General features: G+C 48.7%; 10 protein-coding genes. 4 read left to right on the top strand and 6 right to left on the bottom strand.

Annotated elements, in window-relative coordinates; genetic code table 11:
* Positions 1–4: 4 nt before the first annotated feature.
* The gene (gene srfAA / locus ACNFN4_RS17175; RefSeq protein ID WP_448200341.1) at positions 5–10,759 is read right to left on the bottom strand and encodes a surfactin non-ribosomal peptide synthetase SrfAA; all 10,755 of its coding nucleotides are present in this window, start codon (positions 10,757–10,759) and stop codon (positions 5–7) included.
* 590 nt (positions 10,760–11,349) lie between these two features.
* Positions 11,350–11,712 (bottom strand): winged helix-turn-helix transcriptional regulator, encoded by a 363-nt coding sequence (locus ACNFN4_RS17170; RefSeq protein ID WP_007409352.1) that lies wholly within the window; start codon positions 11,710–11,712, stop codon positions 11,350–11,352.
* Between the two features lie 231 nt (positions 11,713–11,943).
* On the opposite strand from ACNFN4_RS17170, the gene hxlA reads away from it, so the two are divergent.
* The 4 genes from hxlA to comJ all read left to right on the top strand — a co-directional run bounded on the left by hxlA (position 11,944) and on the right by comJ (position 14,320).
* Positions 11,944–12,579 (top strand): 3-hexulose-6-phosphate synthase, encoded by a 636-nt coding sequence (gene hxlA, locus ACNFN4_RS17165; protein WP_014416875.1) that lies wholly within the window; start codon positions 11,944–11,946, stop codon positions 12,577–12,579.
* On the top strand, positions 12,576–13,133 hold the full coding sequence (gene hxlB, locus ACNFN4_RS17160) for a 6-phospho-3-hexuloisomerase (protein WP_448200340.1): 558 nt from the start codon (positions 12,576–12,578) through the stop codon (positions 13,131–13,133). The genes hxlA and hxlB overlap by 4 nt, the downstream gene beginning before the upstream one ends.
* Positions 13,134–13,463: 330 nt before the next feature.
* A complete protein-coding gene (locus ACNFN4_RS17155; protein ID WP_003156588.1) occupies positions 13,464–13,901 on the top strand; it encodes a NucA/NucB deoxyribonuclease domain-containing protein in 438 nt (145 codons plus the stop codon).
* A gap of 20 nt (positions 13,902–13,921) precedes the next feature.
* Positions 13,922–14,320, top strand: coding sequence for a competence protein ComJ (gene comJ, locus ACNFN4_RS17150; protein ID WP_007609299.1), 399 nt, complete (start codon positions 13,922–13,924; stop codon positions 14,318–14,320).
* A 40-nt stretch (positions 14,321–14,360) separates the two neighbouring features.
* On the opposite strand, the gene ACNFN4_RS17145 is transcribed toward comJ, so the two are convergent.
* The 4 genes from ACNFN4_RS17145 to ACNFN4_RS17130 all read right to left on the bottom strand — a co-directional run bounded on the left by ACNFN4_RS17145 (position 14,361) and on the right by ACNFN4_RS17130 (position 17,881).
* Positions 14,361–15,797: a glycoside hydrolase family 1 protein gene (locus ACNFN4_RS17145; protein ID WP_072177592.1), complete on the bottom strand. Its 1,437-nt coding sequence runs from the start codon at positions 15,795–15,797 to the stop codon at positions 14,361–14,363.
* A 103-nt stretch (positions 15,798–15,900) separates the two neighbouring features.
* The gene (locus tag ACNFN4_RS17140) at positions 15,901–16,179 is read right to left on the bottom strand and encodes a YckD family protein (protein WP_263612330.1); all 279 of its coding nucleotides are present in this window, start codon (positions 16,177–16,179) and stop codon (positions 15,901–15,903) included.
* A 116-nt stretch (positions 16,180–16,295) separates the two neighbouring features.
* Positions 16,296–16,730 carry an RDD family protein gene (locus ACNFN4_RS17135; RefSeq protein ID WP_014416871.1) on the bottom strand — a complete coding sequence of 145 codons (435 nt, stop codon included), beginning with the start codon at positions 16,728–16,730 and terminating at the stop codon, positions 16,296–16,298.
* 14 nt (positions 16,731–16,744) lie between these two features.
* Complete coding sequence (locus ACNFN4_RS17130) at positions 16,745–17,881, bottom strand: zinc-dependent alcohol dehydrogenase (RefSeq protein WP_094296367.1); 1,137 nt, start codon at positions 17,879–17,881, stop codon at positions 16,745–16,747.
* Positions 17,882–17,938 lie beyond the last annotated feature (57 nt).

Genomic DNA, 17,938 nt, shown 5'->3' with positions numbered 1-17,938 from the left:
TCTGTTAGAGAATTTCCATTAATTTATCAAGTTCATCAAGCGTCAGATCATCATCGCCAAGATCGCTAGGCGTAAGCTCAGGTCCGTCTTGGGCCAGGCAGTGATCTATGATTTTCAAGAGGTGCCCTTTAAAGCTGTCACTGAACGATTGAATGGTTTTTTCATGAAATTCGAGAGAATGATAGGCAAACGTCATCGTCATCTTCCCATTTTCTATAAATCCGACAATATCAAGCGCATTCGGCTTCTCTGTGTCAGGGCTCAGCGATTGTCCTGACGGCATCCCGGATCTTGTAAATAAGCCGGAATCCGACATCTCATTAAACTGGCCTAAGTAGTTAAAGCTGATATCCGGATCAATCTCAAATGAAAGATTCTCTTTATGCTCGGGCGCCGTTACATAACGCAGAATGCCGTAGCCGACTCCTTTGTTCGGAATGTGTCTGATGTCTTCTTTCATTTGTTTCAGCTGATATGAAAGATCGTCGGCGTGCTTCATCTCAAGGATCATCGGATACATGCTCGTAAACCATCCGACCGTCCGGGTGATATTCAAGCCGTCAAGAATGTCTTCGCGCCCGTGGCCTTCCAAATGAACGCCGATCGTGTTTTCACCCGTCCACTCTTTCAGCGCCAATCCGAGCGCCGTGAGCAGGATGTCGTTCATTTCGGTGTGATAGGCTTCATGTACGTTTGTCGTCAGCTGTTCAGTTTGTTCAGGCGTCAGAGAGAAGCTGACCGTTCTCGTATGTTTCATGCGCTGATCACCAGACTGCCTGTCTTTCGGAAGCTGAGTGCACACCTCTTTTTCCTCAAGCTCTCTCCAGTAATCCGCTTCTTTCAGAAACGCCTTCGTATTTGCGTATTCTTTGATTCTCTCGGCAAATTCGGCGAATGAATGTGTTTTCGGCGGCAGCGCCGGTTCATTGCCTTGCTTCAGCTGCGTATAAACGGACGTGAAGTCCTCCAGTAAAATCCGCCAAGATACACCATCCACGACTAAGTGATGGATTGCGAGAAGAAGGTGGTCTCCATCTTCAGCCCGGAAGAGCCCGGCCTTCAGCAGATGTCCTGTTTCCAGTGAAATACTGCTTTGAAGACGGTCTGCTTCCCTTTCGATACGGTCCTCATGGTCTTCAGCAGGTCCGTTCAGCTCAAAGACGTTCAGTTCAACAGACACATCCTCAAGTCCTCTGTAATACGGTTTTTGTTCACGATAAATCATCCGGAGCGCATCATGGTGCACCGTCAGGACATGTAATGTTTTTTCTGTTATCTCCGGATCAAAGCCGTCTTTTGCATGAAGCATGACGGATTGATTCCAGTGGTGTTTGTCCGTGAAGTTTTTCTCAAAGAACCAGCGCTGGATCGGCGTTAAGTCCGCTTCACCTTCGACAGGGCCCTGGTCGGCCTGCTTTCCTTCCGTCCGCTCCACATAAGAGACGAGTTCTTCGATGGTCGGGTGCTGGAAGAGGTCTTTCATCTCCAATTTATACCCGTGCTGGTTCAGGCGGCTCGCCATTTGGATGCCTTTGATCGAGTCGCCGCCGAGCGTGAAGAAATTATCGCTTACGCCGATCTGGTCAAGACCGAGCACTTCCTGCCAAATGTCAGAAAGCAGCGTCTCCATCTCCGTTTCCGGCGCTTTGTACGCGGCGCTTCCCGCTTCAATGTCCGGTTCCGGCAGGGCTTTTTTATCAATCTTTCCGTTTGCGGTGACCGGAAGCTCGTCCATCTCCACCCAGAACGCCGGCACCATGTAGTCAGGCAGCGTGTCTTTCAGCGCGGCTTTGAGCGTTTCGATATCGTCCTGCTGAGGCGCGACATAGGCGCAAAGCGCGGTATTGCCCGCTTTGTCTTCCACTGTCGTCACCGCTGCGTCATGAACGTCCGCAAGCTGGGCGAGGCGGACTTCGATTTCTGATAGCTCGATCCGGTAGCCCCGCACTTTGACCTGCTGGTCGATACGCCCGATGTATTCGATGCCGCACTGCGCGTTCCATTTGACGAGGTCGCCGGTCCGGTACATGCGCTCGCCGGGCACGAACGGATCTGCGGTAAACCGCTTCGCCGTTTCTTCCTCACGGTTCAGGTATCCGCGCGCAAGACCGCGGCCGGCCACGCACAATTCACCGGCAATGCCTTCCGGCTGCACCTGATCGCCGTCGCCGAGAATATAAACTCTCGTATTGGCAATCGCCCGTCCGATCGAAAGCGATCCTTCCTCCGGATTGATGACGCCGCTTGTCGCGACGACGGTGTTTTCCGTCGGGCCGTAGTTGTTGACGATCGTGTACGGCTGTTTCACCGCCCGCTTCAGCTTGTCGCCGCCGACGAGAAGCATGCGGAGAGAGGTATTTTCCAGCTCCATAAATTGTTCGGCCAGCTGCGTCGGCAGGAAGGTGATGGTCACGCCGTTCTCCTCGAAATAGTGATTTAAGCGGGTGATATCCAGCCGGATCGCTTCGTCAATGACGTGAAGCTCCGCGCCGATGGTCCATGTCGGGAACATTTCCCAGATGGAGGCGTCAAAACCGAAGCCCGCGTATTTGGCGCTTTTATCATCCGCCGTCATGGCGAATGCGTCGTGATGCCAGAAGCACAGGTTCACCAGCGCATGGTGTTCGACCATGACACCCTTCGGCTGTCCGGTCGTTCCTGACGTGTAAATCATATAAGCGAGATGATCCGCCGTTGTTTCCGTCTGCGGGTTCGCTTCATCGTTTTCATCAAGCGGCAGGCTCAGAATGGAGCGTCCGCCGTCAAGCAGGATCGTTTCTCCGTTGTAGCTTTCCGGTACGTCCAGCGCTTCCTGTGTGAGAAGAAGCTTGGCGCCGCTGTCCTGCAGAATGTAGCTGATCCGCTCTTCCGGGTATTCGGGGTCAATCGGCACAAATGCCGCGCCCGCTTTCAAGACGCCGAGTACGCCCGCGGCCATTTCCAAGGACGGTTTCGTCAGGATGCCGACACGCTCGTCAGCCGTGACGCCGCAGTCCATGAGAATGCGCGCGATCCGGTTCGCCCTTGCGTTCAGCTCGCCGTACGTCCATTTCGCGCCGTTATATGCCGCGGCCGGCCGGTTCGCGTAGCGGGCGGCCGTTTCTTCAAAGAGACGGTGAACCGTTTTGTCCCGCGGCACAGAAATTGTTTTTCCTTTCCATGCGTCAAGGAGGGCTTGTTTTTCTGTTTTATTCACCAATGAAAGCTCAGAAAGCTTCGCGGCCGGATTTTCCGCTGCGGCTTCTAACAGTTGAAGCCAGTAATGCTTCCATGTCTCTGCCGTTTCCGGTTTAAACAGCGCGGTGTTATATTCAAGCACAAACGTTAAGCCTTCGTCTGTGTCCTCAGCCGTCATTGTCAGGTCAAACTTGGCTGTTTTTCTGTCAAACGGATGGTGCTTCAGCTCAATTCCTTCCATGACCAGATTTTCCGCATTTGCATTTTGCATTGAGAATACCGCATCAAACAGCGGATTTCTGCTCGTATCACGCTGCACCTCAACCTTTTGCAGAAGGTCTTCAAGCGGATAATCCTGCGCGTCAAATGCATGTAAAGCGGTTTGTTTCACTTCTTTAAGATAGTCCGTGAACGTTTTGTCCGCTTCCGGATACGTACGAAGCGCGAGTGTATTCACAAAAACACCGATGACGTTTGTGAGATCCGCATGTGACCGTCCCGCAACCGGCGAGCCGACAATGATGTCATGCTGTCCGCTCAGTTTTGAGAGAAAGGCGCTGTATGACGCCAGCAGCACCATGTACATGGTAGAATCCGTTTGTTTCGCAAGACTGCGAAGAGCCGACGTCTGTTCCTCAGTCAGAGAAAAGACCAGCTTGTCTCCTTCAAAGGTTTGCACGGCCGGACGGCTGTAATCAGCCGGCAGCGTCAATACCGGAAGCTCGCCGTCAAGCTCCCGAAGCCAATGCTCCTCCTGCTTGCGGTACTGCTCTGATTGAATAAATTTCTGCTGCCATACCGCATAGTCTTTATAATGAATCCGCAGCGGCTCAAGCGTTTCGCCGCCATACAATCGGGACAGTTCATCTATCAGCACGCCGACTGAAGCGCCGTCCGAAATGATATGGTGCATATCAAACAGCAGCAGGTGGTCATGTTCAGCCAGCTTGACCAGTCCCGTTCTGACGAGAGGAAGCTGATCCAGGCGGAACGGCCGGATAAAGCTCTGAATAATCCGTTCAGCATCTTCTTCAGAGGCTTCATAATATTCCATGTCGATATCAGCTTCCGCCCATATGCGCTGAACCGTTTCTCCATCCTTTATGTCAAATGTCGTTCTGAAGGCTTCATGGCGTTCTGTCAGCTGTTTCATGACGGATTTCAGCTTTTCTGCATCAAGCTTTCCTTTTAAGCGGAGCACAGACGGCATGTTATAGCTTGTTTCAGCGCCCTCCAGCTGCTGGAGCACGAACATCCGCTTCTGCGGTGAAGAAACCGGATACGTTTCCTGCTCGGCCGCCGGTGTGATGCTCTCAGCCGCCTTCCGCTCAGCCCCTTCAATCAGCTGCGCCAGCCCCGCAGCTGTCGGAGAAGTGAACAGATCCTTTAAGGTAAGCTGCACGCCGAATGTCTTCTGGATAAGGGCCAGCAGTTTCATCCCCGCTAACGAGTGGCCCCCGATCTCAAAGAACTGATCATGGACGCCGACACGTTCCATTTGCAGCACCTCAGCCCAAATATCCGCCAGTTTTTGTTCTGTTTCATTGCGCGGCGCCGTATATGCCACGGCATTCGCTGCGGTCACATCCGGCATCGGCAGCGCCCGTCTGTCGATTTTTCCGTTCCCTGTAAGAGGCAGTTCATCCAATTGAATAAAGACGGACGGAATCATATAAGCCGGAAGATCCTTCGCCGTATGCTCCCTCAGCTCCCGGGAAGAGATTTCTCGGAGGCCGACAACATACGCGCAAAGAAGTTTGTCACCCGCGCCCTGATCCACAGCGAGCACAATGCATTCCTGAATCTGGTCATGGCTTTGGAGCTGATGCTCAATTTCGCCAAGCTCAATCCGCTGACCGCGGATTTTCACCTGATGGTCGATACGTCCGATAAACTCGATATCGCCATTCGGCAGCCATCTGGCCAAGTCGCCCGTTTTATACATCCGTTCACCTTCCTTAAACGGATGCCTTACAAATTTTTCTTCCGTCAGTTCAGGACGGTTGTAGTACCCTTCTACGAGACCTTCCCCGCTGACGCACAGCTCTCCCGCGATACCCGCCGGCTGAATGCGTCCGGCTGAGTTCATAATAAAGACTTCCGTATTGCTGACCGGTTTCCCGATCGGAACGGAGAGCGTATCCTCTTCAATGACATCCACCGGATGGTATGTCGCAAACACCGTGCTTTCCGACGGGCCGTACATATGAAGCAGTCTTCCTTTTCCGACTGCCGCCAGCGCTTTTTTGACATGTTCTACAGACGCTCTTTCGCCCCCGAACATGATTTTCCGAAGCGTCGTCAGACAGGACGGCTCCATATCAACAAGCAGGTGGAACAGGGCCGTCGTAATCATCAGAATGCTGACGTTCTCCCGTTTGATCACACGGGACAGGCGTGACATATCCAGCACCGTATCTTTCGGGACGATCACAAGCTTTGCACCGTTTAACAGCGAACCGAACATATCAAACATAAAAGCGTCAAAGACGTAGTTTGACAGACCGAGCACTGTGTCCTCTTCAGAAACAGTCAAATAGTTCGTGTTTTTTACCGTCCGCAAAATGTTGGCATGTGTGACGATGTTTCCTTTCGGCGTTCCCGTCGTGCCTGATGTATAAGTGAGATTGGCAATCGTTTTGGAATCAAACGGCAATGCTGGATTGCGAGAGTCCTTTTCATAGCTCGCCTCATCATCAGCAAGCACAATGACGCCTTGAAAACCGGCCTTTTCCGCAAGCGGCTTGAGGCTTTGCTGAGTCATGAGCACATTCGCCCCGCTGTCGCGGAAGAAATGCTGAATCCGCTGAACCGGATGCTCAGGATCAATCGGCACATAGGCGGACCCCGCTTTTAACACAGCCATAATGGAAACAATCATATCCATTGACCGTTCACACAGAACAGCCGCGGTTTTTCCGCCGCCTCCGACCGAAAGAATATGCCGCGCAAGCCTGTTGGCGCGTTCATTCAGCTGCTGATACGACAGGGTTTCCCCTTCGAACTGAAGAGCCGTCCGGTCAGGGTTCTTTCGGGCTTGTTCTTCAAAGATCTGCACGATCGTTTGCTCTTTCGGGTATGCCGTGCGTTCCGGGTTGAACCGCTGTAATTGAGTCAAAGCCTCCCGTTCAGAAAGCAGATCATATTCGCTGATTTTCGCATCCGGCTGAGCTGCCGCTCTCTCCAGCAGACGGACATAGTGCGCAAGCATGCGATCCGCAGTTGAGCGCTTAAACAGCTTCGTGCAATAATCCAAATCAAGCGCAATGCCTTCCGCTGTTTCCCGGGCCTGCATGGTCAGGTCGAATTTGGCGATGTTGAAGTTTGTTTCATGAAGAGACAGCGTCAGATTACCGATCTCCGGAATTCCGTCCGAAGCATTTTGCAGACTGAACATCGTGTCAAATATCGGATGCCTGCTCATGTCCCGGGGCACGTTCAGTTCCTCGGTCAGCCACTCAAACGGATAATCCTGATGAGAAAACGCATCCAGCACCTGCTTGCGCACATGACCTAACAAGCCGGCAAATGTCTGATCCTGCTTCACGGAGCTTCGCAGCGCAAGCGTGTTGACAAACATCCCGATAAGCCCCTCGGTATCAGAGTGGTTTCTTCCCGCTGACGGTGTTCCCACGATGATGTCTTCCTGTCCTGAATACTTAGAAAGCAGCGTATAGTATGCCGATAACAGCACCATGTAAAGGGTGGCTCCGTTTTTCTCGGCAAGCTTCTGCAGCCGTTCCCGCAGCATTTTCGGCAGCTTGGCGGACACGCGGTCACCTTCAAAGCTTTGCACCTGCGGCCGCGGATAATCAGGGAGCAGCTGAAGCACCGGCAGTTCGCCGCTGAAGACTTCTTTCCAGTACGCCCGCTCCTTCTTGTAGCCTTCTTTCGCCCGTTCCGCCTGCCATACGGCATAATCTTTATATTGAATGCGCAATTCAGGCAGCTGATTTCCGCCGTAGATGTCAGCCAGTTCCTTCAGCATGATGGAAATAGACACCCCGTCAGAAATCAGGTGATGCATATCAAACAGCAGCAGATGGCGATTGTGACCGAGCGTTTGCAGGCCGATTCTGAACAGCGGCGCCTCAGATAAATCAAAACGGCGCACAAAGTCCTTCATGACCTGTTCATTCGTTCTTCCGCGCGCTTCGATCATTTCAATATGAAACGGAACATGCTCGCCAATCACTTGTCTCGGCGTGCCGTCCTCTGATTGAAACGATGTTCTGAGCGCTTCATGCCTGCTGATTAAGGCAGAAAATGCACGCTCAAGCTTTTCTCGGTCTAAAACGCCCTCAATCATGGCCGCAGCCGGCATGTTATATCCGACTCCCGCGTCTTCAAATTGGCTCGCGATATAAGTCCGCTGCTGAGCGAGCGAAAGCGGATAGCTCGCCTGCTTCTCAGCCGGCTCAATTGCATTGAATGCCGGTCCTTCGTTTCGGTTTTCCGCATAATCGGCAAGCGCCGCAATCGTCGGATGCTCAAACAAGTATTGCAGCGGAATTTCAACGCCCATTTGCTTATGAATTTTCGTCAGAAGCGTCATGGCCTTTAATGAATGACCGCCTGACTCGAAGAAATGATCATAAATGCCCGCCTTGTCCATTCCGAGGACTTCCTGCCAGATGACGGTGAGCATTTCCTCCGTTTCATTTCTCGGCGCGGCATATTCGGATGAGCTGACAGCCTGCACATCAAGCGCAAACAGCTTTTTGCGGTCCGCCTTCCCGCTCGGCGTGAGCGGAATTTCGTCCGTTTTTGTAAAGTAAGCGGGCACCATGTAATCAGGAAGGTGCTTGGACACATACTCCCTGTACTCGGCAGGGTGAAACTCGGTTCCTTTTTCCTGAACGATATATGCGCAGACATCTAAGCTGCCCTGCTGATCCGGCCGTGCCAGCACGACGGCCTGCGCCGTGCCCGGAGCTTTTCTGAGCACCGTTTCAATTTCTCCCAGCTCAATGCGGTAGCCGCGGACTTTCACCTGATCATCTTCACGGCCGATATATTCGATCGTCCCATCCGGCAGCCAGCGCGCCATATCACCCGTGCGGTACATGCGGCCGCTTCCGTTAAACGGGTCCTGCAAAAACTTCTCTGCGGTCAAATCCGGAAGATTTAAATAGCCGCGGCCTACACCGTCACCCGCGATATACAGCTCACCGGCCGTGCCGTCGGGCTGAAGCCGCTGGTGCTTATCCAATATATACAGACGGGCGTTGCCGAGCGGTTTTCCGATCGGAACGTACGCCGCCTGTTGATTCATTCCGTTATCGGCTGACACCTGATGCACGGACGCATCTACGCACGTTTCTGTCGGCCCGTATACATTCGTCAGACGCGGCGTCCTGCCCGATTGATGAAAGAGCGTCATCAGCTGTTCAGCAACAGCCGCGGACAGGCCCTCTCCCCCAATGAGCATGTGGCGCAATTCAATTCCGCTGACATCTCCCGCCGCAACCATCATCTGCAGATGTGCAGGCGTTCCGTCAGTGGCTTCAATCCGGTTTTGACGATAATAGTCCAGCAGTGCCGAGCCATTCGTCACAGTCGTTTTCGGCACGATATAAAGCGTCTGTCCCAAAAGAAGCGAAGCGAATATCTGTTTGACGGACGCATCAAAATGAAACGGAGCCAAAAGCGCCATTCTTAACGTCTGCTCACCGCATTGATAAATCTCCTGCTGCAGTGATTGCACCAGATGATGAACTTGCCGGTGCTCAATCATCACGCCTTTCGGCCGCCCCGTTGTACCTGACGTGTAGATGATGTAAGCCAGCCGGTCTGATTGTGTGCTGACACCGTCCGCAGCCGTCTCATACTGAACAGCCTCGTCAAAATCAATCCGTTCGGCATCCGCTGCAGGCGCCTGTATTCCGGCTTCCGTCAGAACAGCCTTCGCTCCGCTGTCCTCCAAAATGTACTGAATCCGATCCGCCGGAAAGTCAGGATCTATCGGCACATAGGCGCCGCCCGCTTTCAAAATTCCCAATATTGCCGCAATGACACGCTCAGAACGGCCAAGCAGCACCGCGACAGGAGAATCGGCTGATATCCCGGCTTGAAGAAGACGTCCGGCAATACGTCCTGACTGTTCATGCAATGTGCGATAGGACAATGTTCGGCCTTCATACACAACCGCGGGTTTGTCAGACAGTGACTTCACTTTCTCTTCAAACAGCCCCGGAATCGTCATCTCCTTGCGGTAATTCACCGGATTGCCGGAGGCCCGTTTCAGCAGCCGCTCTTTCTCGGATTCAGAAAGAAGAGTAAGTTCATCAATTATGCGATCAGGAGATGAAATCGCATCTTCAATCAGCGTGATCAAACGTTCAGAAACAGATTCAATCTCTTCCCCCTTGAAAATGTCGCTGCGATAGTCAAAATCAATTGTCAATTTCCCGGTGTCCCATCGTTCCTTCACATGAATTGAAATATCATTTGTACCGCTTCCGCTGAAAATAGGGTCTGTCAGGAAGGACAGATTCTCTTTTTTCTGCCACTGCATCACCTGGTACTCCAGAGCCACCGTAAACAATCTGCTCAGCGAACTTTTCGAAGCGCGCAAATCATTGACAAGCAGGTTATACGGATACTTTTGGTGGCGGAGAATTTTCATCAAATCCTTCATCCGGCCTTTAACGAATTCCAAGAACGACTGTCCTCCGTCAACGCTTGTCCGCACAGGCACCGTAGATACGAACATCCCGAGCATCTGCTTTTCTTTCGCATTCGTCCGGTTTCCCATAAACGTACCCGTGACAACGTCATCACGACCGGTCACTTTGTAGAGATAAGTGATCAGAGCTGACTGGAACAGAGACAGTACGCTTACTTTATGCTCCTCGCAGAATGAATGAATGCGGCCATATAAGTCGTGAGGAATTTCTTGAGAAAACCGTTTTGCATCAAGACCCGCATCTGCCTGGCTCCGTTTCAGGGACACAAGCTCCGGCACGGTCTCAAACTGCCCGTTCCAAAAATCCCGATCCTTTTTAAACCGCTTCGACTGCACATATTCCTGCTCTGTCAGCACATGCTCAATAAAAGAAGGAATCTCCGTCTGTTCCTCACTTGTCCCGCCTGAAAGCTCCAAATAAATATCAGTAATCGCATTGCCCAGAATCGTCATGGAAATCCCGTCTGAAATAATGTGATGCACATTAGCGTAAAACCAGACCTCATTTTCACTGATCGTGTGCACGGAAAAACGGAATAAATCCTGATCATATAACGCCAGAGGCTTGCCAGCTTCTTCACGCCCCCATTTGGACAGCTCGTCCGCAGAGCAGCCGGCTTGCCTGATATCCGTGTGCCCGATAGAGAGCGGACGGTATTCGCTCACATATTGAACGGGCTCCCCCTCATCATCAAGCCGCAGACGGATTCTCATCGACTCATACCGCCGGACGAATTCCTGTATCGCTTTCTCAACGTAATGAGCCTGTACGCCGTCTTCAGAAATGAGTTTCCCGAAGCCGGCTAGATTTGAAATGCTTGTGTTCGGATAGAATTTTTCTGTATACCAGATACGTTTTTGAGCATTTGTTAAAGGATAAAAAGTTATTTCCATATGTGTGCGCCTCCCCTTTTTAAGATAAAGTTGTCAATTCTCCCTTAGAAACAGCCTCCCTCTATGTCCCTAACTCATTCTCAAGCCAAAAGAACCACTTACCTCCAAAAACGATCCCGATTCAATCACCGCCGAAATCCGTCATCCGTTCACCCGCGCAGTCCGAAATGCGGCATCAAATTTATGAGAAATCAAGACAAAAAGCCATTGATTGTAAGCACGAAAGGTTTACCTATTTCTGCATGTATTTCTATATATCTACTTACGTTCACTTTATATGAAAATATTGTTTTTATCACCGAAAAATGGGTGAAAAGTTTCATGCGGCACACCGAAAAAAATCCGACGAATCCAGAGGGTATTTTGCGGCATCCCGCAATTTATTTTCAAAAATATTATTTACGTAAAATTAAAAATCTTTAAACTATAATGAAAATCTGTCGAATATCCAGTTATGGCAGAATGAAAAAAATTTACGTACGTAAGCTGACCCGGAAAAAACAGCGCAAGAACCGAAACAGACAGCCCGAATGTTCGCAATATGATTTCATTAAACCGCAAAAAAAGCACTCTATTTTACATAGAGCACTTCAAAAAGATTCCTTTATTGCAGTTTTATCAATGTTGATTAATTCCATATAATCTTTTCCCCACTTATACATGGCGTCCAGAATCGGCATAAGGCTTTCTCCTTGCGCCGTTAAAGAATACTCCACTTTCGGAGGAACGACAGGGTAAACTTCCCTGTGAACGATCAGATCCTGCTCCAGCTCCCTGAGCTGATTCACAAGAATTTTGTGCGTAATATCCGGAATTAAAGCTTTCAGCTCATTAAACCGCTTCGTCCCTTCTTTTCCCAAGTGCCACATAATCAGCATTTTCCACTTCCCGCCTATCACGGCAAGCGTCAATTCCTTTTCGCAATTAAACGTTTTCTCATCCATTCGGCTCACGGACAATTCTCCTTCCTCTTACTTTTTGTACGGTCATCATCTATTCATACACGCTTACTTTTTCACACAACTTTCGTCAGTTTATACTACCACGCAGTTTTGCTGAAACAAAGCGCATTGCCTGCGGGGACAGTATCCTCAAAGTAACTATTAGACTTCAAAGTGCGTACTTCTCAACATGCGGGGCACTCTATAGAATGGAAATACATGAAAAAGAGGAGTGGATATAAAGTGGAATTACAGCTGGCATTAGACTTAGTAAATATCCCGGAAGCAATTGAACTTGTGAAAGAGGTCGAACAATATATAGATGTTGTAGAAATCGGCACTCCCGTTGTCATTAATGAAGGACTGAAAGCCGTGCAGGAAATGAAAACAGCCTTTCCTCACTTGAAAGTGCTTGCCGATCTTAAAATCATGGATGCAGGCGGTTACGAGATTATGAAAGCGGCAGAAGCGGGAGCCGACATCATCACCGTTTTAGGAGCGACAGACGACTCAACGATCAAAGGGGCGGTTGCCGAAGCAAAAAAACAGCAGAAAAAAATCCTCGTCGACATGATTAACGTAAAAAACCTTGAAACACGGGCAAAAGAAATTGACCAACTCGGTGTTGATTATATTTGTGTTCACACAGGTTATGATCTTCAAGCAGAAGGAAAAAATTCATTCGAGGAACTGACGGCGATTAAAAAAGCGGTCAAGAGCGCTAAAACCGCAATTGCCGGAGGCATTAAACTTGATACGCTTCCTGAAGCCATCAAACAAAACCCAGATTTAATCATTGTCGGCGGAGGCATTACGGGAGCTGACAATAAAGCGGATGCTGCTGCTAAAATGAAACAGCTGATCACACAAGGATCATGAAAACGACTGAATACTTACATGAAATACTAAATGAAATATCCCGCACCGCAGCATTAATATCCGACAGTAAAGCTGACAAGCTTGCGGATCTGATTTTATCGGCAGATCAAATCTTCACGTCCGGAGCGGGACGTTCCGGCTTTATAGCTAAAGCGTTCGCCATGAGGATGATGCACATCGGCCTGAACGCTTACATCGTCGGTGAGACGCTTACCCCTCCCCTCCAAGAAGGCGGTCTCGTCATCATCGGCTCAGGCTCAGGCGAAACAAAAAGTCTGCTTCATACGGCTGAAAAAGCCAAAAACCTTAACGGCATCATCACTGCATTAACGATTAACCCCGCTTCAAGCCTCGGCAAACTTGCGGATCTTACAATAACGATTCCCGGCTCTCCTAAAGAAGAGACCGGCGGAGACAGAAAGACGATTCAGCCGATGGGTTCTTTATTCGAACAAACTCTTCTGCTGTTCTACGATGCGGTTATTCTAAAAATCATGGAGAAAAAAGAATTGAATTCAGCAGACATGTTTACAAAGCATGCGAATCTGGAATGATTTGCTGACGGCCTTCTTATCAGATGGCCGTCTTTTTATCGTCCTGTTTCGCACGACACTCGCAGACGAAGATACCTCGCCGGTGAGCTTATCGCTATAATAAGTCAATTGACGATACGGCCGCAACCGTTCATTTCTGAATAAGGAAACGGCAAAAAACACTTTCTGATCGAATTTTTAATGAATAAAGTTGATTTGTGCGGATGGTTTTACAGATATTCAGCTGAATTGCGGCTGAGAAATATATTTTAACAGCTTTACAGCCGGCCGATTCTGCTTTATTCTTGGACCAGCTTAACAGCAATTTAAAACTGGAGGTGATTGATACTCTTGAAAACATTAAAAGCACTGCTGCTTGTTCTTATCATCATTGCCGGAGCAGTCGCGGCCCTGATCAAGGGTGATCTTTTCTCAGATAACGAGCAGACCGTTCAGAAGAGTGATTACGACAAGGTAATCCTATTTCCGTCCGATCGATATCCGGAAACAGCAAAGCATATTAAGGACGCGATAAAAGAAGGACATTCCAGCATATGCACCATTGACAGAGACGGAGTACATAAGCGGCGTGAGCAATCTCTTAAACATGTGCCTGTCAAAACGGGATACGATAGGGATGAATGGCCGATGGCGGTTTGTAAACAGGGCGGAAATAATGCCTCCGTAGAATATATTTCTCCGGCAGACAACCGCGGAGCCGGCTCTTGGGTCGGACACCAGCTTACCAATGATCCCGACGGAACGAGAGTATTATTTAAAATCAAGTAAAAAACAGGAGGAACAGCGCATTGATTAAATCATGGAAACCGCAAGAACTAGCCATTTCTTATCATCAATTTACAATCTTCCAAAAAGATTCAGAACCGCCTGTTATCGATTGGACCGATGAAGCTATTGAAAAAGGATATGCGGAAGCTGACGGAGCTGTTTCATTTGAAGCAAGGAGAAATACGAGGGCATTTATCGTCCTCAGGCTTAACACAAGTGAACCGGTACCATCCTATGAGAAAAAAGCGACTGTTCCCTTTGAGGCTGTAAAAGATGGAATTGAGATTGAAAGCGTGATGTCAAAGCGGCTTTTCTTTCATATTCCGAAAGGCCGATACAGCCTTACCTGTTATTCAGTGCCTGCCGAAATATCCGATCTTCATGCGGATACGTATATTATTGATGCAGCCGCAATGTAAAAGAAATCCCTGAGAGAATCATATTTCTCTCAGGGAACTTTTATAAACTTTTACCGTTTGTTTCAATTACATTCTGATACCAATAAAAACTTTTTTTCCTGATCCGTTTCAAATCTTTTTCATCTTCTTCATCTCGATTGATATAGACAAAACCGTAGCGTTTTTGATAGCCGTTCAGCCAGCTTAACAGATCCGTGAATGACCAGCTGCAGTAGCCGATGAGATGAACTCCATCACTAATGGCCTCTCTGCACTGTTCAAGATGGGAGCGTAAATAGTCAATTCTGTAGTCATCCTGAATTGAGCCGTCTTCTTCTATTTTATCGAATTCCCCCAGCCCGTTTTCTGTTATAAAAACCGGCAGCTCATAGCGGCTCGTTATACGCCGGAGGCCGATGCGCAGACCTATCGGGTCAATCGTCCAATCCCAATTACTCGTCACGAGATTAGGATTCTTTTTCGTTTTAAACAGCCCCGGTATACCGGTATCCTGGTTTGTCCCTTTCTGACCAGTCGTGTTCATTTTCCCCTCCGATACACCGTCAAGAGGATTTCTTTCGTACGTAATCGTCTGATAATAATTAACACCGATAAAATCCGGCTTGCCTTTCGCAAGCAATTCCATATCCCCGGCTTCAATGGCGGGCGCCCAGCCCTTTTCCTTTAAATAATTGAAAGGAATTTGCGGATAAGTCCCCCGGCAATACATATCAAGCCACCAATGGTTCATAAATTCCTCTGCGTTTTCAAATGCAGTTATGTCTTCAGGGTGACTTGTAAGCGGATAAGCCGGTGAATAAGCGAAGCTCGGGCCGATCAAACCGTCAGGAACATATTGTCTGAAGGAGTCAATCGCTTTGGCATTAGCTAAAAATGCGATATGATTCGCTGCATAAAATCGTTTTCTGTCCTTTACGCCGGGCGGATGTGCAGCTGTTATAAACCCGTTATGAAAATTATAATTCTGCTCATTTAACGTGACCCAGTATTTCACCTTGCCGGCAAATCTTTTGTATAACGCAATGCAGTAATCATTGAAATCATCAATAATTTTTCTTGATTCAAAGCCGCCGTATTCATCCATCAGCGCCTGAGGCAAGTCCCAATGATAAAGAGTCAGCACCGGCTCAATATCGTTAGAAATCAATTCATCGATCAAGTCTTCGTAAAATGCGACCCCTGATTCGTTAATTTCCCCTCTGCCATTCGGAAAAATTCTCGGCCAGCTGACAGAAAATCGGTAAGCTTTCAAACCCATTTCTGCCATCAAGGCGATATCTTCTTTATAGCGCTCATAATGGCCGACTGCTGTATCACCATTTGAGCCTTTAAACGTTTTACCCGGTATTTTCGTGAATAAGTCCCATACTGAAGGTCCTTTACCGTCTTTATTCCAGGCTCCTTCAACCTGATAGGCAGCCGAGGCTGACCCCCATAGAAATGTATCAGGGAACAGGCCCTGTTTTTTATGTATCATGTGTTTCATCCTCCTGATGCGTATGATATTGATATCATACGTTATGAAACGCGTTTCAGAGCAATCCCGATAAAAACAAAAAAGCATCCGGCTTGCCGGATGCTTAAGAATGATGATGCCGCTTTTCCAATTTATGAGGCGGAGGCTTCGGGACAAACCCATTTTGTTTCATCATGTTAAAGCGCCTGTCCATATGCTGTTTAATATGTTCTGCTTTTTCTTTCGGCAGGACCCCGTACTCAACATATTTGGATATGACATGTTTTCGTTTTTCGAGCACTTCTTTTTCAAGTGATTCAATTTCTTTTTTCTGCTGTTCCGTGAGTGACATTGTTGAAGGCATTTTTGTTCCGGCGGCGTGTGCCGGCATTGTGAAAACCATTGCTGTAATGAAAAACGCAGCTAAAGACAATGCAGCTTTTTTCATGACTCTTTCCTCCTTTAACGTTTGTTATATGTTGCTCCCCCATCCATTTTTTATGCAAAAAAAGAGCGAAATTATTCGCTCTTTTCAATCGATTCGTCCGGCAGCGCGTATGTGACATACGTTCCTGCTACAAAATCGTGGATTGACCGTCTGTCTTCTCTCATTCCGACCATGAATGCGCTCACGATCACACCGATTCCAAACGTCACGCCATATATCAGGCCGCCCACAAGCACTCTCAAAATCATAGTGAGAAAGCCTACCTGAGTTCCGTCTTTTTTGACGATGCGGATACCGCAGATCTTTTTGCCGATAACATAACCGTTCCAGTATACAGGGAGCAAAATACCATAAAGAGTCAAAATGATGCTGATCATTGCGCTCTCATTCGGATCTTTTCCTGTTGCCAGCATAAAAATAATCGCCAAAGGCACTGAAGTAATTAAATAGTCGAGTACCACGGCTCCCAATCTGATCCAAAATCCCGCCGGTCTGTAAATATTCATCGTGTTTCTCCTCGCTATGGCTTCAAAATCACTTTAATGTTGCCATCTTCTTTTTTGTCAAATATATCATATGCAGCAGGAGCTTCCGCAAGACTCATTTTGTGTGTAATGATATCCGTCGGATCAATTTCATTTTGTTCGATCATTTGATACAGCATCGGCATCAGATGAATAACGGGTGCCTGGCCCATTTTTAAAGAAACGTTGCGTGTGAAAAAATCACCGAGCGGAAAGCCGTCCGCTTCAGAAATGTATGCGCCCGTGAGCTGCACGGTTCCGAACTTCTTAACGGCTTCTGCTGCTGTAAGAATCGGACTGATCGTTCCGAACTGATTCGGTTTTTGCTCTGTTTTTTCTTTTGAAAGCGGCGTGCCGTCCATTCCGACACAATCAATCACTACATCCGCGCCCCCTGACGTTTGTTCATGCAGCAGTTTCCCGATCTCATCATGTTCTGAAAAATTGAAGGTCTCTGCTCCGTTTATGCGTCTCGCATGTTCAAGGCGGTGCGGGACTTGATCAACTGCGATAACCCGTTTAGCTCCTTTTTTCCACGCGAATTTTTGCGCCATTAAGCCGATCGGACCTGATCCCAGAATCACGACTGTATCTCCTTTTTTCACTCCGCTGTGCTGGACGCTCCAAAAGGCGGTCGGCATGACATCTGACAGAAGCAGCACCTGCTCATCTTCAAGCTCACTGTCTGCCGGAACCAGAAAAGAAGAGAAATCAGCATAAGGAACACGTAAATATTCAGCCTGCCCGCCGGGATAATTACCGTTAAACTCCGAAAAACCGAATAAGCCGCCGGCATCTGTATGAGGATTTGGATTAGATTCATCACACTGGCTTTCCATCTGGTGCTTGCAATAATGACATTCTCCGCAGCCGATATTAAAAGGAATCACGACCCGGTCGCCTTTTTTCAGCTTTTTGACTTGACTGCCCGTTTCTTCAACGATTCCCATCGGCTCATGCCCGACGATATAACCCGGATCGGCGGGTATTCCGTTTTTATATAAATGAAGGTCTGAACCGCATATCCCGGTTGCGGTGATTCGAACGATGACATCTCTCTCATCTTGAATGGCGGGTGCCGGGACTTCTTTCACTTCCATATGTTCTTTTCCTTGGTATGTCAGTGCTTTCACACTTGGTCAGCTCCTTTTTCATCACTCCTTCCCTTTTCACCTGCTTCTAAACTTGGC

It is taken from the genome of Bacillus sp. N1(2025), from assembly GCF_053470005.1.
Note: the sequence above shows the minus strand (reverse complement) of the source record. Positions and strands in the feature narration are given on the sequence as shown.